Annotated in this window: 22 protein-coding genes; 9 read left to right on the top strand and 13 right to left on the bottom strand. The window is 59.5% G+C overall.

From position 1 onward, the window contains the following. Positions 1–383: 383 nt before the first annotated feature. From ACS4NR_RS01575 to ACS4NR_RS01585, 3 genes are all read left to right on the top strand, one after another. Positions 384–1,505, top strand: coding sequence for a beta-ketoacyl-ACP synthase III (locus ACS4NR_RS01575; protein WP_456018927.1), 1,122 nt, complete (start codon positions 384–386; stop codon positions 1,503–1,505). A 189-nt stretch (positions 1,506–1,694) separates the two neighbouring features. Continuing rightward, positions 1,695–2,309, top strand: a complete 615-nt coding sequence (locus tag ACS4NR_RS01580) for an RNA polymerase sigma factor (RefSeq protein ID WP_456018928.1) — start codon at positions 1,695–1,697, stop codon at positions 2,307–2,309. Beyond that, complete coding sequence (locus ACS4NR_RS01585) at positions 2,303–2,536, top strand: anti-sigma factor family protein (protein ID WP_456018929.1); 234 nt, start codon at positions 2,303–2,305, stop codon at positions 2,534–2,536. Before ACS4NR_RS01580 ends, ACS4NR_RS01585 begins: the two co-directional genes overlap by 7 nt. Positions 2,537–2,644: 108 nt before the next feature. On the opposite strand, the gene ACS4NR_RS01590 is transcribed toward ACS4NR_RS01585, so the two are convergent. Further along, positions 2,645–3,967 carry a putative porin gene (locus tag ACS4NR_RS01590; RefSeq protein ID WP_456018930.1) on the bottom strand — a complete coding sequence of 441 codons (1,323 nt, stop codon included), beginning with the start codon at positions 3,965–3,967 and terminating at the stop codon, positions 2,645–2,647. Positions 3,968–4,245: 278 nt separating this feature from the next. Between ACS4NR_RS01590 and ACS4NR_RS01595 the strand changes: the two genes are divergently transcribed. Continuing rightward, positions 4,246–5,370 carry a GNAT family N-acetyltransferase gene (locus ACS4NR_RS01595; RefSeq protein ID WP_456018931.1) on the top strand — a complete coding sequence of 375 codons (1,125 nt, stop codon included), beginning with the start codon at positions 4,246–4,248 and terminating at the stop codon, positions 5,368–5,370. 158 nt (positions 5,371–5,528) lie between these two features. Here ACS4NR_RS01595 and aqpZ read toward each other — a convergent pair whose 3' ends face one another. The 5 genes from aqpZ to ACS4NR_RS01620 form a co-directional block, all read right to left on the bottom strand. Continuing rightward, positions 5,529–6,224 carry an aquaporin Z gene (gene aqpZ, locus ACS4NR_RS01600; protein ID WP_456018932.1) on the bottom strand — a complete coding sequence of 232 codons (696 nt, stop codon included), beginning with the start codon at positions 6,222–6,224 and terminating at the stop codon, positions 5,529–5,531. A 290-nt stretch (positions 6,225–6,514) separates the two neighbouring features. Then, positions 6,515–8,347 carry an ABC transporter ATP-binding protein gene (locus tag ACS4NR_RS01605; RefSeq protein ID WP_027614547.1) on the bottom strand — a complete coding sequence of 611 codons (1,833 nt, stop codon included), beginning with the start codon at positions 8,345–8,347 and terminating at the stop codon, positions 6,515–6,517. 88 nt (positions 8,348–8,435) lie between these two features. Then, positions 8,436–8,999: a peptidylprolyl isomerase gene (locus ACS4NR_RS01610; protein WP_095138580.1), complete on the bottom strand. Its 564-nt coding sequence runs from the start codon at positions 8,997–8,999 to the stop codon at positions 8,436–8,438. 3 nt (positions 9,000–9,002) lie between these two features. Further along, entirely contained in the window at positions 9,003–9,806 is an 804-nt protein-coding gene (locus ACS4NR_RS01615) for an alpha/beta fold hydrolase (RefSeq protein WP_456018933.1), read from the bottom strand. A 14-nt stretch (positions 9,807–9,820) separates the two neighbouring features. Beyond that, positions 9,821–10,744 (bottom strand): LysR family transcriptional regulator, encoded by a 924-nt coding sequence (locus ACS4NR_RS01620; protein WP_025110609.1) that lies wholly within the window; start codon positions 10,742–10,744, stop codon positions 9,821–9,823. Positions 10,745–10,793: 49 nt separating this feature from the next. Between ACS4NR_RS01620 and ACS4NR_RS01625 the strand changes: the two genes are divergently transcribed. The 3 genes from ACS4NR_RS01625 (at position 10,794) to ACS4NR_RS01635 (ending at position 13,149) form a co-directional block, all read left to right on the top strand. Beyond that, positions 10,794–11,108 (top strand): 3-phosphoglycerate kinase, encoded by a 315-nt coding sequence (locus ACS4NR_RS01625; protein WP_456018934.1) that lies wholly within the window; start codon positions 10,794–10,796, stop codon positions 11,106–11,108. A gap of 231 nt (positions 11,109–11,339) precedes the next feature. After that, positions 11,340–11,939, top strand: coding sequence for an FMN-dependent NADH-azoreductase (locus ACS4NR_RS01630; RefSeq protein WP_096796629.1), 600 nt, complete (start codon positions 11,340–11,342; stop codon positions 11,937–11,939). A gap of 343 nt (positions 11,940–12,282) precedes the next feature. Then, the gene (locus ACS4NR_RS01635) at positions 12,283–13,149 is read left to right on the top strand and encodes a carboxylate/amino acid/amine transporter (RefSeq protein WP_456018935.1); all 867 of its coding nucleotides are present in this window, start codon (positions 12,283–12,285) and stop codon (positions 13,147–13,149) included. A gap of 110 nt (positions 13,150–13,259) precedes the next feature. Here the strand turns inward: ACS4NR_RS01635 and ACS4NR_RS01640 are convergent, their stop codons facing one another. After that, a complete protein-coding gene (locus tag ACS4NR_RS01640; protein WP_456018936.1) occupies positions 13,260–14,558 on the bottom strand; it encodes a mechanosensitive ion channel family protein in 1,299 nt (432 codons plus the stop codon). Positions 14,559–14,749: 191 nt separating this feature from the next. Between ACS4NR_RS01640 and ACS4NR_RS01645 the strand changes: the two genes are divergently transcribed. Next, a complete protein-coding gene (locus tag ACS4NR_RS01645) occupies positions 14,750–16,090 on the top strand; it encodes a DEAD/DEAH box helicase (RefSeq protein ID WP_041070247.1) in 1,341 nt (446 codons plus the stop codon). A gap of 63 nt (positions 16,091–16,153) precedes the next feature. Here the strand turns inward: ACS4NR_RS01645 and ACS4NR_RS01650 are convergent, their stop codons facing one another. From ACS4NR_RS01650 to ACS4NR_RS01665, 4 genes are all read right to left on the bottom strand, one after another. Then, the gene (locus ACS4NR_RS01650; protein WP_443533269.1) at positions 16,154–16,753 is read right to left on the bottom strand and encodes a hypothetical protein; all 600 of its coding nucleotides are present in this window, start codon (positions 16,751–16,753) and stop codon (positions 16,154–16,156) included. Positions 16,754–16,765: 12 nt separating this feature from the next. Next, positions 16,766–17,350, bottom strand: coding sequence for a papain-like cysteine protease family protein (locus ACS4NR_RS01655; protein ID WP_456018937.1), 585 nt, complete (start codon positions 17,348–17,350; stop codon positions 16,766–16,768). A gap of 262 nt (positions 17,351–17,612) precedes the next feature. Beyond that, on the bottom strand, positions 17,613–17,888 hold the full coding sequence (locus tag ACS4NR_RS01660; RefSeq protein ID WP_095138588.1) for a hypothetical protein: 276 nt from the start codon (positions 17,886–17,888) through the stop codon (positions 17,613–17,615). Positions 17,889–17,993: 105 nt separating this feature from the next. Then, positions 17,994–18,728, bottom strand: a complete 735-nt coding sequence (locus ACS4NR_RS01665) for a DUF899 domain-containing protein (protein ID WP_456018938.1) — start codon at positions 18,726–18,728, stop codon at positions 17,994–17,996. Between the two features lie 177 nt (positions 18,729–18,905). On the opposite strand from ACS4NR_RS01665, the gene ACS4NR_RS01670 reads away from it, so the two are divergent. Continuing rightward, positions 18,906–19,298: a transcriptional regulator gene (locus ACS4NR_RS01670; protein WP_095138590.1), complete on the top strand. Its 393-nt coding sequence runs from the start codon at positions 18,906–18,908 to the stop codon at positions 19,296–19,298. A 113-nt stretch (positions 19,299–19,411) separates the two neighbouring features. On the opposite strand, the gene ACS4NR_RS01675 is transcribed toward ACS4NR_RS01670, so the two are convergent. Together ACS4NR_RS01675 and ACS4NR_RS01680 are read right to left on the bottom strand one after the other, a co-directional pair. Next, positions 19,412–20,281: a DUF6279 family lipoprotein gene (locus ACS4NR_RS01675; protein ID WP_456018939.1), complete on the bottom strand. Its 870-nt coding sequence runs from the start codon at positions 20,279–20,281 to the stop codon at positions 19,412–19,414. Positions 20,282–20,352: 71 nt separating this feature from the next. After that, the gene (locus ACS4NR_RS01680) at positions 20,353–21,072 is read right to left on the bottom strand and encodes a TorF family putative porin (RefSeq protein WP_204895695.1); all 720 of its coding nucleotides are present in this window, start codon (positions 21,070–21,072) and stop codon (positions 20,353–20,355) included. Positions 21,073–21,127: the final 55 nt, after the last annotated feature.

Here is a 21,127-nt window from a genome sequence, read left to right on the forward strand (position 1 = left end):
CCTGTGGGCATTTGTGGTGAGGGGATTTATCCCCGATGGTCGGCGAAGCCGCCCCAAAAGCGACCATCTCAGCCCATCAGTTTTGATGAGGGTGATGGTTTGGCGACTGCTTCGCAGCCGATCGGGGATAAATCCCCTCGCCACAAAGATAGAGATATGCCCCACATCGGGATTTGGGTTGTGCTTGAGAAAGGGGCCAAAACTTCGGGTTTATGGCAAACTTCGCGACCATAAATGCCGTTTTCGCGACCCAGAGCCTTCGGCGAGGTCACGGGCGGCACTATAAAGATGCCAGGTCAGCGTCCCGCGGACGGGAACAGACCCTTTGTGTGTTGGTACGTCGGTGCCAGCGCTTTCTGCCTGAACAGATTAGAGAAACGACCATGCATAACGTCGTCATCAGCGGCACCGGCCTGTACACCCCGGCCAACAGCATCTCCAACGAAGAGCTGGTGCAGTCTTTCAATACCTACGTCGCGCAGTTCAACGCCGACAACGCCGACGCCATCGCCAGCGGTGAAGTCCAGGCGCTGACCGAATCCAGTGCGGCATTCATCGAAAAAGCCTCGGGCATCAAGAGCCGCTTTGTCATGGACAAGGACGGCATCCTTGATCCTGCGCGCATGGCCCCGCGCCTGCCGGAGCGTTCCAACGACGAATGGTCGGTCCTGTGCCAGATGGCCATCGGCGCCGCCGAACAGGCCCTGCAACGTGCCGGCAAGACCGCCGCCGACATCGACGGTGTGATCGTTGCTTGCTCCAATCTGCAACGCGCTTACCCGGCGATCGCCATCGAAGTGCAGGAAGCGCTGGGCATTCAGGGTTTCGGTTTCGACATGAACGTCGCCTGCTCGTCGGCGACCTTCGGCATCCAGCAAGCTGCCAACACCGTGCAACTGGGCCAGGCCCGGGCGATCCTGATGGTCAACCCGGAAGTCTGCACCGGGCACCTGAATTTCCGCGACCGCGACAGCCACTTCATCTTCGGTGATGCGGCGACGGCGGTGATCATCGAACGCGCTGACCTGGCGACGTCCAAGTACCAGTTCGACGTGGTCAGCACCAAACTGCTGACCAAGTTCTCCAACAACATCCGCAACAACTTCGGCTTCCTCAACCGCGCCGCGGAAGAGGGCATCGGTGCCCGCGACAAGCTGTTCGTGCAGGAAGGCCGCAAGGTGTTCAAGGACGTCTGCCCGATGGTCGCCGAGCTGATCGGTGAGCATCTGGAGGAGAACAAACTCAACGTCGGCGACGTCAAGCGCTTCTGGCTGCACCAGGCCAACCTGAGCATGAACCACCTGATCGTGCGCAAGCTGCTGGGCCGTGAAGCCACCGAAGAAGAAGCGCCGGTGATTCTCGACACCTACGCCAACACCAGCTCTGCCGGCTCGGTGATTGCCTTCCACAAATATCAGGACGATCTGGCCGCCGGTTCGCTGGCCGTGCTGAGCTCGTTCGGCGCCGGTTACTCGATCGGCAGCGTGATTCTGCGCAAGCGCTGAGTCACCAGCCCTTGTGGCGAGGGAGCTTGCTCCCGCTGGAGTGCGTAGCGCTCCCAACATCGGCGATTGCGGTCTTGCTGAAGAACCGCATTCGCCGGTTTTGCGACTGCTGCGCAGCCGAGCGCGAGCAAGCTCGCTCGCCACAGGTTCGAGTGGTTAACGTCAATCGGTATTGCAAACGAGGCGTGCATGGCCGCAACGGACGACATCCAACTGCTCGAACGCCTGCTCGCGGGTGAGCAAAAGGCCTTCAAGGAACTGGTCAGCACCTACCAGAGCGCCATGCGCGCCGTGGCTTACGCCATTGTCGGCCAACGCCATGTCGAAGAAGTGGTGCAGGACGCCTGGCTCTCGGTGGTGCGCCATATCGATAGCTTCGAGGGCCGCTCCAGTCTCAAGACCTGGCTGCTGACCATCACCGCCAACTCGGCCAAGAGCCGCTACAAACAAAACCGCCGCGAAGTGTTGATGGATGACCTGCCGTCACCCCACGGCACCATCGACGACGATCGTTTTTCGCCCGGTGACGGCCATTGGCTGGTGGCGCCGTTCGCCTGGCATCAGGACACGCCGGAAGCCTTGCTCACCGAAAGCGAGTTGCGTGACTGTCTGGAGCACACCTTGCTCAGCCTGTCGGAATTGCAAAGCAGTGTGTTGCTGTTGCGCGAGCGTCAGGGCCTGGAGCTGGAAGAGATCTGTAATCTTCTGGAAATCTCGCTCTCCAATGTCCGGGTGCTGCTGCATCGGGCACGACTGAAAGTCTTCGCCACGGTGGAGCATTTTGAGGAGACCGGCGAATGCTGACCTGCAAGGAACAAGTAGCGCGCTCCAGCGATTATCTCGATGGCCAGTTGAGCTTTCGCGAAAAACTGATGGTGCGTCATCACCTGATGTTCTGCCCGAACTGCCGGCGCTTCATTCGTCAGATGCGTTTGATGCAGGCCACGTTGAGGGCGATGCCTGAAAAGCCGGATGAGGGTGTGGACGCGCTGGCCGAGCGCCTGGCGGAGCAACGCCGCAAGGAAAAATAGAATTCCACCTACAGGTTTTTTTGCATCCTGCAGAAATAGTCCGGCGCGGACGAAACGAACGGATGATGGGGATCGTCTCGCCCGCACTGGGCTATGGGGTGGAGCGTTTTAGAACTTCGCTTCCGCGTCCAACTGCAGGGTGTTGGTGTCTGCGTCACGCTGGGTACGGCTGGAGAAGTCGGCCTTGGTCAGGAAGTACGTGGCGCCGATGGCGAAGTTCTTGTCGATGTCGTAACCGACCTTGAACTTGTGCCCACGGGAACCGGTGGTGCCGTTGGCGAAGTCGGAGTCGGTGAAGGCGCCGACCACGGCGTTGCGTTGCACGTCACGATAGTTGTAGTCCAGGTTCAAACCGAAGACTTTCGACTTGGCACCCAACAGCCACGCGGTATCGGCGTCGGTCACGGCATCGTTGTTCTTCACGTACTGGCCGTAGAACGACAATGGCATCGGCAGACCGCCGATGTCGACCTGGCTGAACCCTTCATACAGACGGAATTCGTTGTTGGCCGAGTTGCCGTTGACCGCCAGGGCGCACGGTGTGGAAGTGCCGGTGCAGCGGCTGTCTTCGTCGTTCTGGTAGGCGTAGACGCTGCCGCCCAGGGTCAGTTTCAGGTTGTCGGTGATGTTGAAGCGGCTACCCAGCTGGCCAGCGGTCAGACGCAGGTCGTGACGGAATTGCACGCCATCGCCGTCGACGTTGTCCTTGAGATTGTAGTTACCCAGGCTGCCGAACAGTTCGGCGCTGCTGCCCAGTGGATATTTGTAGGTGACGGCCAGACCTTCCGGGTTGATGTCGCTGTCCCAGATCACGTCGCCCATGCTGACCCACGGCTGGAGCATCTTGCCGCCGATAATGTGCAGGTTCTTGATCTGGTCCGGGTGGTAGTCGATGTAGCCCAGATCCAGCCAGATCTGCTTCTTGTCGAAGTAGTTGTCCTGGTCCTGGTTGGTCGAACGGGCATCGTCGCCGCCGCCGGTGGCGATACGGATGCCAGTGTCGACTTGCGGGTTGATCTCGGTGTAGGCGCCCAGACGGGCACGGATGCGCTGACGATCCTTGTCGCGGCCGCCGTTGTTCGGCTCGCCGTCGATCTTGATGGTTTCCTGACGGATACGCACGTCGCCCTTGAACTGGGTCTTGGCGGCCCAGGCGAGTTTCTGGTCGAAGGAGCTCAACTCGTTGGTTTTCTTCGCGGTCGCCGCGATTTGCTCGTTGGTCTCTTGCTGCGCCTGCTGCGCGATTTGCTGAGCCTTCTGATCCTTGGCCAGTTCAGTTTGCAGTTCGATGTACTGCGCCTGAGAAATGGAACCGTTGGCCTTGAGCATGTCGAGCAGTTTGGCGTCGACTGCAGCACTGGCCGGAACGCTCATGGCCAGCAATAGGCCCCCGCACAGGGCCGCCGCAGTTTTCGTGGAAGCAAGACGCATAGCAATCTCCGAAGATGAGAGGGATGGCTGAACCATCCGGGGCACACCGACGCGCACGTCGGAAAACAGTGTCCGGGTAGAACCCGGCGCTCTAAAAACAGGAGCGAGTATCGCGATGGTTTATGACAGAGCAGTGGCTAAGTGATGTCATGTCGATGACGATACAAAGATGTCCTGAACTATTGATCTAGAGCGCTGTCGTCCGAATGCTCGTGTGCAAAGGGCAGCGATAAGCGATACTCGCGGGGCTTTGAAGCCCGGAAGTGGAGAGTCAGTGGATGCCGTTGCAACGCCTGCAAAGCCTGTCAGAAATCGCCCCTGCGAACTGGGATTCACTGGTGCCCGAGAACCAGCCGTTTCTGCGGCACGCCTTCCTCTCGGCCCTTGAAGACAGCGGCAGCGTTGGCCCGCACACAGGGTGGCAAGCCGAGCATCTGCTGCACGTCGAAGACGATCGGCTGATCGCGGCCCTGCCCAGTTATCGCAAGTGGCATTCTTACGGCGAATACGTGTTCGATCACGGCTGGGCCGATGCCTGCGCCCGGGCCGGCATCGATTACTACCCCAAACTGCTGACGGCGGTGCCGTTCAGCCCGGTCAGCGGCCCACGACTGTTGGCGGCGAATGTCGAGGACGGTTTCGAACTGCTCAAGAGCTTGCCCGGTTATCTGGAAATCGAAGAACTTTCCAGCGCGCACATCAACTTTACCGACCCGTTCACCGACGCCGCGATGGCCGAGCAGCCGGGCTGGCTGCAACGTATCGGCTGTCAGTATCACTGGCAGAATCGCGGTTATCGGGACTTCCAGGATTTTCTCGACGTGCTCAGTTCGCGCAAGCGCAAGCAAATGCGTAAAGAGCGCGAGCAAGTGGCGGGGCAGGGCTTCGAATTCGAATGGCTGGAGGGGCGTGAGCTGGATGAATCGCAATGGGATTTTGTCTACGCCTGCTATGCCAATACTTACGCCGTGCGCCGCCAGGCGCCGTACCTGACACGCGAGTTCTTCAGTCTGTTGGCCGAGCGGATGCCGGATTCGATTCGGGTGGTCTTCGCCAAACAGGCTTCACGCCCGGTGGCGATGGCCTTCAGTCTGGTCGGGGGCGACAGCTTCTATGGACGCTATTGGGGCTGTCTGGCCGAGTTTGACCGGCTGCATTTCGAGACGTGTTTCTATCAAGGCATGGATTACGCGATTGCCCAGGGGTATCAGCGCTTTGATGCGGGTGCGCAGGGGGAACATAAACTGATTCGCGGTTTTGAGCCGGTGATCACCCACTCGTGGCACTACCTGCGTCATCCCGGTCTGAAAGCCGCAGTCAAAGGCTTCCTGCAACAGGAACGCGCCGGCGTCCTTGCGTACGCCGAGGAAGCCAGAACAGCCTTGCCGTACCGCCAGGCCTGAGCTCGTTTTTGACCAGGGCCGACATCGATTACCGGGCATGGCTGATTTCTTACTGTGGGAGGGGGCTTGCTCCCGAATGCGGTGTGTCAGTAGGGTAAATATGACTGACACGACGCCTTCGGGAGCAAGCCCCCTCCCACAGGGGATCTCCAGTAGCTTCAGATATCCTCTTTACCTAACCAGCGATAAATCGCCCCGCCTGCCACAGCGCCAATCAGCGGCGCGACCCAGAACATCCACAACTGCGCGATCGCCCAGCCGCCGACCATCAGCGCCGGTCCGGTGCTGCGCGCCGGGTTCACCGAGGTGTTGGTGACTGGAATCGAGATCAGGTGAATCAGCGTCAGGCCCAAGCCGATGGCAATCGGTGCGAGGCCCGCCGGGGCGCGTTTGTCGGTGGCGCCGAGGATGATGATCACGAACATGGCGGTCATCACCAGTTCGGTGACAAATCCGGCCGTCATCGAGTATTTGCCCGGTGAATGCTCACCGTAACCGTTGGAGGCCAGACCTGCGGCGATATCGAAACCCTCCTTGCCGCTGGCAATGTGCGCAATCAGCGCGGCGGCGAGAATCGCGCCGAGCACCTGCGCGATGATGTAGGCGGGCAGCTCTTTGGCCGGAAACCGACCGCCAACGAACAGACCGACCGAGACGGCCGGATTGAGATGACATCCGCTGATGTGGCCAATGGCGAACGCCATGGTCAGCACCGTCAGACCAAACGCCAGGGCCACCCCCAGCACCCCGATGCCCAAGGGCGAAGACGCGGCGAGCACCGCACTGCCACAACCACCCAGAACCAGCCAGAACGTACCCAACAACTCAGTGACTGAACGTTTGAACAGAGACATGAGAGAGTCCTTGATAGGCGTGCTATCGAGACTGTATCGAGTTGTGCTTCCTTGCCGATTTACGACAGGTCCCGTGCTGGAACCTTGGCTGAGTACAGCACGCTTTGGATGGATTTCCAGCAGGCGCAAAAAAACCGCCAGAGCCCGTGGTTAAAGGGCTGGGGCGGTTCTCAATGTATTGTGGGAGGGGGCTTGCTCCCGAATGCGGTGTGTCAGGCAAATGTTCGGTACTGACACCCTGCTTTCGGGAGCAAGCCCCCTCCCACATTGGAATTGTATTGACCCAATGCTCAATCGATCCCGACAAATCCCCCGGTCTGGTGCGCCCACAACCGCGCATACAATCCGCGATGTGCCAGCAGTTCGGCGTGGGTACCGCTCTCGGCGATCTTGCCGTTTTCCAGCACCACCAGCCGGTCCATGCGGGCGATGGTCGAGAGACGGTGAGCGATGGCGATCACGGTTTTGCCTTGCATCAGGGTTTCCAGGCTTTCCTGAATCGCCGCTTCGACTTCCGAGTCCAGCGCCGAGGTCGCTTCGTCCATGATCAGGATCGGCGCGTCCTTGAGCAGCACTCGCGCAATCGCGATGCGCTGACGCTGGCCGCCGGACAGTTTCACCCCGCGTTCGCCGACGTGCGCGTCGAAACCGGTGCGTCCCTCCGCATCCGACAGCAACGGAATGAACTCGTCGGCGCGGGCCTTGTGCACCGCGTCCCAGAGTTCGGCATCGGTGGCGTCAGGCTTGCCGTAGAGCAAGTTGTCGCGGATCGAGCGGTGCAGCAGAGAGGTGTCCTGAGTGATCATGCCGATGCGTGCGCGCAGGCTTTCCTGGCCGACTTCGGCGATGTTCTGCCCATCGATCAGGATGCGTCCGCCCTCGACGTCGTACAGGCGCAGCAGCAGGTTGACCAGGGTCGATTTGCCGGCGCCGGACGGCCCGATCAGGCCGATTTTCTCGCCCGGTTTAATGTTCAGGTTGAGGTCGCCGATGATGCCTTTCTTCTTGCCGTAGTGAAAATCCACGTGCTCGAAACGCACTTCGCCACGAGCCACGGCCAGCGGTTTGGCCTGCTCACGATCGGTGACGCTGACCGGTTGCGAGATGGTCTGAAGACCGTCCTGCACCATGCCGATGTTTTCGAAGATGCCGGTGACCACCCACATGATCCAGCCGGACATGTTGACGATGCGAATCACCAGACCCGTCGCCAGGGCGATCGCGCCGACGGTGATCAGTGACTGCGTCCACAGCCACAGTGCCAGTGCGGTGGTGCCGACGATCAGCAGACCGTTCATGGTGGTGATCGCCACGTCCATGCTGGTCACTACGCGGCCGGCCATTTGCGCCTTGACCGTCTGTTCTTCGATGGCTTCCTTGGCGTAGTGCTGTTCGAAGTTGGTGTGGGCGAACAGCTTGAGGGTGGCGATGTTGGTGTAGCCGTCGACGATCCGTCCCATCAGTTTCGAGCGCGCGTCGGAAGCTTCCACCGAACGCTCTTTCACCCGTGGCACGAAGTAATACAGCGCGCCGATGTAGGCGACGATCCACGTCAGCAGCGGGATCATCAGACGCCAGTCGGCTTCGGCGAACAGCACCAGCGAACTGATCGCGTAGATCACCACGTGCCACAGCGCATCCACCGCTTGCACGGCTGAGTCACGCAGCGAGTTGCCGGTCTGCATGATGCGTTGGGCGATGCGCCCGGCGAAGTCGTTCTGGAAGAAATTCAGGCTCTGCTTGAGCACGTAGCTGTGGTTCTGCCAGCGGATCATGCTGGTCATCCCCGGGCTCAGGGTCTGATGCACCAGCAGGTCGTGCAGGCCGAAAAAGATCGGCCGCAGCACCAGGGCAACCACCACCATCCAGGTCAGTTCGAGGGCGTGGTCGCTGAAGAAATTCGGGTTGGGTGTGCCCTGGGCCAGGTCGATGATGCGGCTCAGGTAACTGAACAGCGCGACTTCGATCAACGCGGCAAACAGGCCCACCACCAGCAGGGCGGCGAAACTCGGCCAGACCTGCTTGAGGTAATAGGTGTAGAAGGGCCAGACACGATCTGGAGGAGACGCCGTCGGAGCGTCGCGGAATATGTCGATCAGTTGTTCGAAACGGCGATAGAGCATCAGATAACCGCCCGGATGCCGGGCTCTCCTTTTATCGGTGTGAGCGACGTGGTGTCAGGCCAGCGCCGCTCGAAACGCCCTGTACAGCTTAGTCGATGACTTTGGCCGACTTGATGATCACAGGGTCGACAGGCACGTTTTGCATGCCCTGTTTGGTGGTGGTCTGCGAGTTGACGATGATGTCGACTACGTCCATGCCTTTGACCACTTTGGCGAATACCGCGTAACCGGCGTCACGGCCCGGATCGAGGAAGGCGTTGTCGGCGACGTTGATGAAGAACTGGCTGGTGGCCGAATCAGGGTTGGAGGTGCGCGCCATCGACAGGGTGCCACGAACGTTATGCAGACCGTTGCTCGCCTCGTTCTTGATCGGCGCCTTGGTTTCTTTCTGCTGCATCTGTGGCGTGAAACCGCCGCCCTGAGCCATGAAGCCCGGGATCACGCGGTGGAAAATGGTGTTGGTGTAAAAGCCGCTGTTGACGTAATCCAGAAAGTTTTTGGTACTGATCGGCGCCTTGACCGGATCCAGTTCGATTTCGATCTGGCCGTTGGTGGTGTCCAGCAGCACGTGCGGTGCTTTTGCAGGCGTGGCAGCCATCAGGTTGGCAGCAAACAGCACGGTGCCGGCGGCGAGGGCGAGTTTTTTCAGCATGGGTCAGTGATCCTGAGATTGAATGTCGGCTGCGGCGAGAAACTCCAGCAGCGTTTGGTTGAAGCGTTCGGGTTGATCGAGCGGGGTGGCGTGGCGCGAGTCGGCGATGACCACCAGCCGCGCATCAGGCAGCAGTTTTACATAGGTTTCTTTCAGTGCCACCGGTGTGTAGTCACGGTCGGCAGTGACGATGAGGGTTGGACAGGTCACCCGGGAAAGTCGTTCCTGAACGCCCCAGCCAACAATCGCATCGAAGCTGGCGAGATAAGCACGTTTGTCGTTTTTTGCCCAGCGTTCGGCCATTTTCTGCCGCAAATCGGCCTGTTCGGGCTTGGGGAAAAGTTTGCCGCCCAGCGCTTTACCAATGGTCGCGAGGCTGAGCACGCGCATCAGGCTCCAGCGTTTGAACCATTGCCAGTAATCGTCGCGGCTGCGGATTTTCACTTCGGGAGCGCTGTTGACGATGGTCAGGCTTTTCAGCATTTGCGGCTGATCGACGGCGAACTGAAAGCCGATCATCCCGCCCATCGACAGCCCGACGTAGTGCACCGGGCCGAGGTTCAAGTGTTCGATCAATGCCAGCAGGTCGGCACTGAAACCGGCGATGCTGTAGCGCTCGCGAGGTTTGTCGGAGCGGCCGTGACCGCGTATGTCGGGGACGATCACCCGATAGTGCGCCGACAGCGCCGGGATCTGCATTTCCCAGTCCAGGGTGCTCGAGCCCAGTCCGTGAACCAGCAGCAACGGTGTGCCGTGGCCATATTCCTCGTAGTGCAGGTTGCAACCGTCATGTTCGAAATAGGCCATCGGTGAACTCCGTGTCAGGCTTGCTCAGGGGCGGCGAACGGTGCGTCCAGCGGCAAGGTGTCGAAGGTACGCAGCAGTTCGATGAGGATTTGTGTCGCCGGGCCCAGCGGTTTGTCCTTGTTCGAGTACAGATAGAAGCTCGGGTTGCGGCTGCCGCCCTGATCCAACGGTAGCAGCTTGAGCGTGCCTTCCTTCAATTCCCGTTCGATCATGTGCCGTGGCAGCCAGGCGAAACCCAGGCCGCTGCTGACGAATGTGGCGGCGGTGGCGAGGCTGCCGACGGTCCAGCGCTGTTCGGCACCGAGCCAGCCGACGTCCCGTGGTTGCTGGCGACCGGAGTCGCGAATCACCACCTGCATCTGGGTTTCCAGATCCTGGAAGCTCAGCTCGCGATTGAGCCGATGCAGCGCGTGATCCGGGTGGGCAACCGCGACAAACTCGACATCACTCAATTCCGCACCGAGGTAGCCGGGAATGCTCAGACCGGTGATCGCCAGATCGGCGACGCCTTCGAGCAATACCTCTTCAACTCCCGACAGCACCTCTTCGCGCAGCCGCACGCGGCAGCCGCGACTCTGCGGCATGAATGCGGTCAGCGCGCGGACGATGCGTGCACTCGGGTAGGCCGCATCGACCACCAGCCGCACTTCGGCCTCCCAGCCCTGTTCCATGTGATGGGCGAGGTCTTCCAGTTGACTGGCCTGTTTCACCAGTTGTCGCGAGCGGCGTAGCAGCACGCCGCCGGCTTCGGTAAGTACCGCTTTGCGCCCGTCGATGCGCAGCAATGGCACGCCGAGCTGGTCCTGCATGCGGGCGACGGTGTAACTCACCGACGATTGCGAACGGTGCAGTGCCTCGGCGGCCTGGGCGAATCCGCCGTGGTCGACCACGGCCTGCAACGTTCGCCATTGATCAAGGGTCACGCGGGGCGCTTTCATCAATAGCTCCTCTTGTCCTAAGCTGGCCGTCCCCCATGGAGACTGGCGAATGAAAAAATTCTGTTGTGTGTTGCTGGCGCTGCTGCCGCTGACGGCGTTTGCGTACCCGATCGATGTGCAGAAGGATCTCAATGATCTCAAGATCGACTATGAGACCTACGACACTGACAATGACATCGGGTCCATCCGTGTGGCCAACTACGGTGATGTCGATGCGACGTGCAAAGCAGTGTTCAGCAATGGCCCGGAAGCACCACGCACCCGAACGATCGATGTGCCGGCCGGCAAACATAAAAACGCCACGGCCAAGTTCACCCGCGAGATCATCAAACTGCGCATCAAACTGACCTGCACCCCGAAATAACGGTCGATCCCTTGTAGGAGTGAGCCTGCTCGCGATAGCGGTGTATCAGTCAGAGAATGCGTCGATTGACACACCGCTATCGCGAGCAGGCTCACTCCTACAAGGGTACGTGTCAGCATCTAAACGAATTATTCGATGCTTTGCAGCAATTATTTGCGCTTTTTCATCGAAGCGGCTCTGTTTAACCTTCACTCCATCGACCTACAACATTCTCGGATGGAGACTACAACCATGTCCCGCGTTCTGATCATCGAAAGCAGCGCCCGCCAGCAAGACTCGGTTTCCCGTCAACTGACCCAGACCTTCATCGGTCAGTGGAAAGCGGCGCATCCCAACGATCAGATCACCGTGCGTGACCTCGCCGTGAACCCGGTACCCCACCTGGACGCCAACCTGTTGGGCGGCTGGATGAAGCCTGCCGAACAGCGCAATGCCAGCGAACAATCGTCGCTGGAGCGCTCCAACGAGTTGACCGATGAGCTGCTCGCCGCCGACGTGCTGGTGATGGCTGCGCCGATGTACAACTTCGCGATCCCCAGCACCCTCAAGGCCTGGCTCGACCACGTGCTGCGTGCCGGCGTGACCTTCAAGTACACCGAAACCGGCCCGCAAGGCCTGCTCAGCGGCAAACGTGCCTACGTGCTCACCGCTCGCGGCGGCATTTACGCCGGCGGCCCGGCCGACCACCAGGAACCGTACCTGCGTCAGGTCATGGGCTTCATCGGCATCCACGACGTGACGTTCATTCACGCCGAAGGCATGAACCTGGGTGGCGACTTCCAGGAGAAGGGCCTGAATCAGGCCAACGCCAAACTGTCCCAGGTCGCTTGATATGTTAATCGCCAGATAATCGCCGCTTGTTTAAGTGACCTGGCGCAACCCCTTCAAGGCTCTACGCGCATCGAACCTCCCTTTGCACTTGTTGCTCCTGAGTGCTGTAGCCCGATTGAACGCTTTAGCGAGATCGGGCTTTTTTTTGCCCGGGATTATCTGAGCAACGTGTAACCCCTGTGGGAGCGGGCTTGCTCGCGAAGGCGGTGTGTCAGGCAAATATTCGTCGACTGACACGATGCCTTCGCGAGCAAGCTCGCTCCCACAGGGTTCAGTGTTGCCTGAGGTTCGCGGTCTGGCGCAAAAACCGCTATCGTCGCCGCCATTCGAAACAGAGGCGAGCATGGGCTATCTACTTTTTGTCACGCTGATCCAGGCGTTTTCCTTCAGTCTGATCGGCGAATACCTCGCCGGGCACGTCGACAGCTACTTCGCGGTACTGGTGCGCGTGGTGCTGGCCGGGCTGGTGTTCATCCCGCTGACCCGCTGGCGCTCGGTGGAACCGGCGTTCATGCGCGGCATGCTGCTGATCGGCGCGTTGCAGTTCGGCATCACCTACGTCTGTCTGTACCTGAGCTTTCGTGTGTTGACGGTGCCGGAAGTGCTGCTGTTCACCATCCTCACGCCGCTGCACGTGACGTTGATCGAAGATGCGTTGAACCGCCGCTTCAATCCATGGGCGCTGATTGCGGCGCTGGTCGCGGTGGGCGGGGCGGCAGTGATTCGTTTTGACCGGATCAACCCGGACTTCTTCATGGGGTTCCTGCTGCTGCAACTGGCCAACTTCACCTACGCCGCAGGCCAGGTGTTGTACAAGCACCTGGTGGCGAAACACCCGAGTGATCTGCCGCATTACCGGCGTTTCGGCTTCTTCTACCTCGGGGCACTGGCGGTGGTATTGCCGGCGTTTCTGCTGTTCGGCAAAGCCAACTTCCTGCCCGAAGCACCGCTGCAATGGGGCGTGTTGCTGTTCCTGGGACTGGTCTCGACCGCCTTGGGCCTGTACTGGTGGAACAAAGGCGCATGCATGGTCAACGGCGGCACGCTGGCGGTGATGAACAACTTGCATGTGCCGGTGGGCTTGCTGCTGAACCTGCTGATCTGGAATCAGCATGAGGAACTTGGCAGGCTGTTGCTTGGCGGGAGTGTGATCCTAGCGGCCGTATGGATCAGCCGACTGGGCATCCGCAAATCCCAAGCCACCGCATAACCCCTGTGGGAGCGAGCTTGCTCGCGAAAGCGGGGCGTCATTCAACGATTATGTTGACTGACCTGACGCCTTCGCGAGCAAGCCCGCTCCCACAGTTTTGATCTGTGGGGTTACAGGAGGTGTTTCTGTGGTTCGGGAATGCTCGCCGAACCCAGCACCGCCGGCAGCAACCCGGTACGCAAATCCCCGCCACTCGGCTGCTGATACAGGCTCAAGCCAAACTCCGGCAGCACTGCCAGCAGATAGTCGAAAATATCTCCCTGAATCCGCTCGTAGTCGGCCCACACCGTGGTGGTCGTGAAGCAGTAGATTTCCAGCGGAATGCCTTGGGCTGTGGTCTGCATCTGCCGCACCATGCAAGTCATGTTCGGCTGCACCTCCGGGTGACTCTTCAGATACGCCAGCGCATAAGCGCGGAAGGTGCCGATATTGGTCATGCGCCGGCGGTTGGCTGACATCGCGGCGACGTTGCCCTGCGCCTCATTCCATGCCTTGAGTTCGGCTTTCTTGCGGCCCATGTAGCCGGTCAGCAGGTGTACCTGGGAGAGCTTTTCTTCTTCGTCGTCGCGGATGAAGCGCACACCGCTGGCGTCGATGAACAGGCTGCGCTTGATCCGCCGTCCGCCGGATTGCTGCATGCCCCGCCAGTTGCGGAACGACTCCGACATCAGGCGCCAGGTCGGGATCGAGACGATGGTTTTATCGAAGTTCTGCACCTTGACCGTGTGCAAAGTGATGTCGACCACGTCGCCATCGGCGCCGACCTGCGGCATTTCGATCCAGTCGCCGACCCGCAGCATGTCGTTGCTGGTCAGTTGCACACTGGCGACGAACGACAGCAAGGTGTCCTTGTAGACCAACAGAATCACCGCCGACATCGCACCCAGACCGGACAGCAGCAACAGCGGCGAACGGTCGATCAGGGTGGCGACGATGATGATCGCGCCAAACACGTACAAAACCATCTTCGCCAGCTGTACGTAGCCCTTGATCGAGCGGGTGCGGGCGTGTTCGGTGCGGGCGTAGATATCGAGCAGCGCATTGAGCAGGGCACTGACCGACAGCAGCAGGAACAGGATGGTGAACGAAAGCGCCACGTTGCCGAGAAAGGTCATCGCGGTTTTGCTCAGTTCCGGCACCAGGTGCAGGCCGAACTGAATCACCAGCGATGGCGTCATCTGCGCCAGACGCTGAAACACCTTGTTGTGGCGAAAGTCGTTGATCCAGTGCAGGGCCGGCTGGCGACCGAGCATGCGGCTGGCGTGCAGGATGAGATAGCGCGCCACTCGTCCGAGGACCAGCGCGATCACCAATAGCAGCATCAGCGCCAGGCCGGATTGCAGGAACGGGTGCTGTTCGAGGGCACCCCAGAGGTCTTGGGCGTTGAGCCAGAGCTGTTTGAAATCCATGTGAGCAACGATTCTTCTGTAAGACGCGATGGGCGATTAGAGCATTTAAGACGCTGTGTATTACCGTTGGAGACAAATCGAGCAACAAAAAAGCCACTGATTACGCCCGTTTGTATAAAGAAACTCGGCCTGAGCGCTCGAAACCGGTAACCTATGCAGCTGTTTTTTTGCATATCTTCGAGGTAGCACCCGTGTTTTCCCAATTCGCCCTGCACGAACGCCTGCTCAAAGCCGTGGCCGAGCTGAAATTTGTCGAGCCAACGCCTGTGCAAGCAGCGGCCATTCCGCTGGCGCTCCAGGGGCGTGACCTGCGGGTGACGGCGCAAACCGGTAGCGGCAAGACCGCCGCTTTTGTCCTGCCGATCCTCAACCGCCTGATCGGCCCGGCGAAGATCCGCGTCAGCATCAAGACCCTGATCCTGCTGCCGACCCGAGAACTGGCCCAGCAAACGTTGAAAGAAGTTGAACGCTTCTCGCAGTTCACCTTCATCAAGTCCGGCCTGATCACCGGCGGCGAAGACTTCAAGGTCCAGGCCGCCATGCTGCGCAAGGTGCCGGACATCCTGATCGGTACGCCGGGCCGGATGATCGAGCAACTCAACGCCGGCAACCTCGATTTGAAAGAAGTCGAAGTGCTGGTGCTCGACGAAGCCGACCGCATGCTCGACATGGGTTTCGCCGAAGACGTGCAACGTCTGGTCGACGAATGCCCGAACCGTCAGCAGACCATGCTGTTCTCCGCCACCACCGGCGGTTCCGGCCTGCGCGAGATGATCGCCAAGGTGCTGAACAACCCTGAGCACCTGCAGCTCAACGCGGTCAGCCAGCTGAACTCGACGACCCGTCAGCAGATCATCACTGCCGACCACAACCAGCATAAAGAACAGATCGTCAACTGGCTGCTGGCCAACGAGACCTACCAGAAGGCCATCGTCTTCACCAACACCCGTGCCATGGCCGACCGCATCTACGGCCGCCTGGTGGCTCAGGAATACAAGGCGTTCGTGCTGCACGGCGAGAAAGACCAGAAGGATCGCAAACTGGCGATCGACCGTCTGAAGCAGGGTGGCGTGAAGATCCTGGTGGCCACCGACGTGGCTGCCCGAGGTCTGGACGTTGATGGTCTGGACCTGGTGATCAACTTCGACATGCCACGCAGCGGCGACGAATACGTGCACCGCATCGGTCGTACCGGCCGCGCCGGCAACGACGGTCTGGCGATCTCGCTGATCTGCCACGGCGACTGGAACCTGATGTCGAGCATCGAGCGCTACCTGAAGCAGAGCTTCGAGCGCCGCACCATCAAGGAAGTCAAAGGCACCTACGGCGGGCCGAAAAAGGTGAAGGCCTCGGGCAAAGCCGTCGGCGTGAAGAAGAAAAAGACCGACGCCAAGGGCGACAAGAAGAAAACCGCCGCCAAGACCCCGACCAAGCGCAAGAGCGCCAACCGGCCGAAGCCGGATTCTCTGGTGAGCAGCGACGGCATGGCCCCGCTCAAGCGTCGCAAGCCGGCCGAGCCTGCGGCTGAATAAGTCGTCACAAATGGCCAATAAAAAACCCGGACAGTGTCCGGGTTTTTTTATGCGCGGGGTTTGTCAGTTCCCCAACTGTCCGCTGGTGTCCGCGTCAAAGCGCTGTCTGGCGCGATCGGCCGCCGGTTTGAGCAGCGCGAGCAGCGCGGCTTCGCTGTACAGCCGCGAGTCCCCGAGCTCTTTCGGCGTTGGCTCGATCGGGATCAGTACATCTTCACCGTCAGCATGCAGCCAGATCGCCACGACGTGCAGTGCCGAGACGAACAGCACGCGCAATTCAACGCTCTTGCCCTGCAGTTGCGCCGCCTGTTCCGCCAGTTTCAACGCGCCCACGGTGTCGGCGGCCCGGGTGCCGTGGTTCAGCGAAGCGAACTCGACATGGCCACGTACCTCGGCCAGTTGCGCATCGGCAATGCTCACGCCGTCGGCAAATACCAGGTAATGCCAGTCGCCGATGCGCGCGTCCTTCAGGCCTTTGCCCTGGCTCAGATCGTCCAGCGTCAGCGCGTAGCCGCGATAGGCTTCGCTGAGGCTGACTTTGGCCGGTGTCGCGTTGGCGAACTGGCGGTTGATGCCGAAGCCCTGGTTTTGCAGCGCGGCTTGCAGCACCGGACGCAAAGTCTGCACGCCGTTGGAAGGCGCCTTTGGATAAGTCAGTTGCATGATGTCGCCCTCCTAGTTTTTTGCGGTGAAGTAAGTGTGAGTCCAGTTGCCGCCGCCGTTGTACGAACCCGGGAAGGAGTTCAGCGCGCGGGTCGAGTAGCCGTAGATCGAGTCGGCGACCAGCACGTAATTGCCGTTGGTGCCGTAGATCGCCAGGAAGTGCGCACCGCCGCCATACCAGGCACAACGCAGGCCGACCGGGCGGCCCATGTTGATCTGGTTCTGAATGGCCGACATCTGCAGTGAACCCTGATTCATCCCGTTGTAACTGCGGGTGGTTTGCAGGGCCGAATCCAGGTAGCCATAAACGTTGCACGGCCCCGGCTGATTGCAGCAATTGCGATCCAGTTGGGTGCTGGCGACGCCGCACTGAGTCCATGACCCGGTGCCGTAGTAGTTGCCGACCGAAGCGGAAACAGCGGCCCAGCACCAGTTGGTCTGAGTCTGTTTCTGCATGCTGAAGTTGAGGGTGGCAGCGGCCAGTGCCGCCGTTTGCGCAGTGGCTTCAACCTCGACCAGTTGCGGGTCGAGCAGGTGACCAACGAGGCACCTTGGCAGGCTCTCGCCGGTGAACGATGTTGCTTGAGTGGTTAACATTTTTTCAGTCCTCCATGAATGAAAACAAGCGTCCAGCTTGTGATTGTGTTGCGGTATTGCCGAGCGATCGGTGGGTAACGGTTTTCATCTGCGATGAACGGTGCCGATCTCCTTGCTCGATGTAACCTTAGTCTGGATATGCGTTTATGCAAGAAAATAAATGCACAAATGCATTTTTAAGATCAAAAGATCGCAGCCTTCGGCAGCTCTTACAGGGTCTGGTGTAGGAGCTGCCGCAGGCTGCGATCTTTTGATCCTGCTTTTAGCTCTCGGCTTTTTTCTCGGCCGTGCCCAATTCCTTCAATCGCTGATCAATCAACTGGCACTTGTCCGGCAGATCGGCACTGGCCGTGCCCAGATCCATTTTCTGCAACTCGGCGTTGATCTCCTTGGCCTTGGCCGGATTCTGTTCAGTGAGCCTGGAGACTTCCTTGGCCAGTTGTTCACGTTTTGCGGTGGCCTCTTCTGGTGTGCAGGCCCAGACCGGCAGGGCGCAGGCGAGAGTGGCGGCAAGGGTGAGCTTGAGCAGGGTTTTCATGGGGGCGGGCCTCCGTTCCGGTTAAGGCAGGTAATCGGTGGAGGGCTGGATGACGTAAAAAGTTCAGAGTTGTGGGAGCCAGCAAGACTTGCCCCCACTGGTTTATCAGCTGCCATGGCAGCAACTGGATTTTGTTTCTCTCTCATATCGGTCGTGGTGCCGCACCCACTCCATGATCTCGTCTTCATTGCGGCCCTTGGGCGTTAGGTCGAGATAGTTGTAGGCCCCTACCAACATATCCAGCCCACGGGCATACGTTGAATAGGTATGGAAGATTTCCCCGGATTCATTGCGATAAAACACACTCAGCCCCGGCATTTCCTCCTCGGCGCTGTCAGTCTTTTCGTAGTTGTAGGTAGCCTTTCCTGCAGCCACATCTTTAGCGCGGGCGCAAACACCAAAGTCGTAATTGAAATCGCAACCGTCTGACGACACCCAGTCGAATTTCCAGCCCATACGCCGCTTGAAGGCCTGAAACTGCTCAAACGGGGCGTGGGAGACCGCGACCATTGCGATGTTGTGATGCGCCAGGTGCAGATTGGCGCCGTCGATGTGGTCGGACAGGAACGAGCAGCCCTGACAGCCTTCCTCCCAGTCCTTGGCGAACATGAAGTGGTAAACGATCAACTGGCTGTGCTTGCCGAACAGGTCGGCCAGTTTCAGTTCGCCGTTTGGGCCTTGAAATCGGTAGTCCTTGTCGACTTTGACCCAGGGCAAGGCGCGGCGCTTGGCACTGAGGCGGTCGCGTTCCTTGGTAAAGGCCTTTTCTTCGGCCAGATGTTGTTTGCGCGCAGCGAGCCATTCTTCGCGCGATACCACCGGATGATTCTCGACGTTCATGATGATTTCTCCTGCGGGGGGTTGAAACCGTCTTTGTCAGACTAGTCGTTTAACCCTCGGGCAATTCGACAGACCGTCGGTCGGGCGCCGCGGAAAATGCAGCTGAACGGCTGCGATGCGTCCGGGTCACAACCTATGACAGCGCCCCAAATCACGCGCACCGGAGGTTGAATCAGGATGACGACTTATAACTGGGATTTGATTGAACGCCTGCTGCATGAAGTGCAGAACAGTGCAGGCGAAAGTTTCGCGCCTAGAAAATACGCCGAGGACTATGCGGCGCAGAAAGCCAGTGCGGGCGAGCCGATCGAGAATCTGGATCACCTGAAAACGGTGGCCTGCGAGTATGAAGGCTTGTTGCTTGATCGTGGATTTATTGAACCGCGCCCTGATCATATGGGCAGTACCGGCAGCAATTTCATTCTGACGCCACGCGGATCAAGTCTGCTGAGCCTGATCGACAGCAGCATTCCCGGCAATGATCATCCGCGGCAGGTGCTGGATGAGCAGGAAGATGCTCTGGATCAAGCGACGTTTGATGAGGTGGCTTCCAAGGCGCAGATTGCCTGATAGCCTTTGTGGGAGTGGGCTTGCTCGCGAATGCGGTGTGTCATTCACTATTAACGTGTCTGGTACACCGCGTTCGCGAGCAAGCCCGCTCCCACATTGTTTTTTGCATAGCCTTAAGGTTTTTGCGCGGCCTTCAGGCATTTGAGGTCGTTGAAATCTTTACGTACGCCTTCGATCTTTTTCAACAACCGCTGACGTTGCTGCGGCGTACTCTCGGCCATCAGATCCACCGCCAGCGAGCGCGCCTGTGCTTCGGTGTTGGCGTAGGCCTTTTGGTAATCCGCTGTCCATAAACGCTCGCGGTTGACCAGAAGTGTCTCGATTCGCTGTGGGAATTCGGCACTTTTACGCTGGGCAACGGCGTTACTGAACTGTTGCTGCCAGTGCGCGCGGTTGGCGATCCATTGAGTGTTCTGATCGCCCAGAGCGGTCGACCAGGCCATCACCCGTTGTTCCTGAGTGGCGCTCAACGGGCCAAGCCAATCGGTCAGGCGCTTGTCCATGTGCGCGCCGCGCTCGGCGATCTGCTGCGCCAGTGGCGGTTGGACGTATTCCTTTTCACGTTTGCGCAGATCCTTGGCGAACGCATCGTTCATCTCGGCGACTTGTTTGTCGTCCAGCCCTTGCAGCAGCTCGATGGCCGACGGTGTGATCTGGCGTGCGGTTTCGGCAATGGCTTTTTTTGCTTCCTCGGTTCGTGCTTGCAGCGCAGCGTCGGTCACTTGATTGCTTTCGACCATTGCCTGCAAGCGATCCAGCCAGTCGAGGTAGCCCGGCAGCTGCGTGGTGCAGTGCCAGTTCAGGTGTTCCTTGAGCCTTTCGTTGAACCAGTCCTTCTGCTCGCCGTTCATGTCCAGGTAGTCGCCAAGCGTCCACGGGATGATCACGTCGAGATTGCGATAGGCCAGGCCGACGCGGCTGCAGGCGCCGAGGGCGAGGGTGAAGATCAGCAGGGGGGCGAGGTACTTGAACCAGCGAGACATGGGCGAATCCTTGCGAGAGCCTGACGTCTGATTCTCATGTGAACGCAGGAAGCTCCCGGCAGTTCAGCCGATCAATAGAATGCGCGCTCGGCCTTGAGCGTCACCAGCCCGTCACACTGACTGTTGTGTCCCGAATACGCCGAGCATTCGCTGCCGCTGAGGTTGGAATTACTGTAGATCAGGTCCAGGTCGACGCCCATGAACGGCCGGGAAAATTTCACCGACCAGTCGGTAAAACTGCTGACATAACCACCGTCCACCGACACCGGTGTGTTCAGTTGGTGGGTGGTGTATTTCATGCTGATCCCGATGCCGAACGGCTGATTGCCGCCCAGGTCGGCGAACAGCGTGTTGTTCTGTTTGTCCGGGTCGTTGCTGACGGCCACACCGAAGCGGCTGCCGAGCAGGGTCAGGCCGCCGAACAGCTCCTGGCTGTCGAGGGTATCCACCTTGGGATAGCTGTAGTGGATCATCCCGACTTCGTAGCCGAGGGTTTGATCGAAAGGTTGTTTAAAGCCGATGTAGGAGTCGATTTCGAGGTTCTTGCCCGGGGTCAGGCCCATGCTCGGTGCGTACTGGCCGACATACAAACCGCTGTCGTGGCTCAGATCGAGGCCGCCGTGAAACGAGCCGACGGCTGACGGCTTGACCAGTCCCTGAGCCATGCTGCGGCTGGGCGTGGTGCCGAGTTTGAGGTCGAAGTCGCCAAGCTCGCGCTGGAAAATCTGCGCGTGCACGGATGAGCAGGCTAGAAAGCCTACAAACAATAAACATGAATTTGGTTTGAGCATGCGTCACTCCATGAACAGCGAGGGCAGGGCTTGGCCTGCTGAAACGCTTGATCCA

Source organism: Pseudomonas sp. JQ36 (assembly GCF_053851495.1).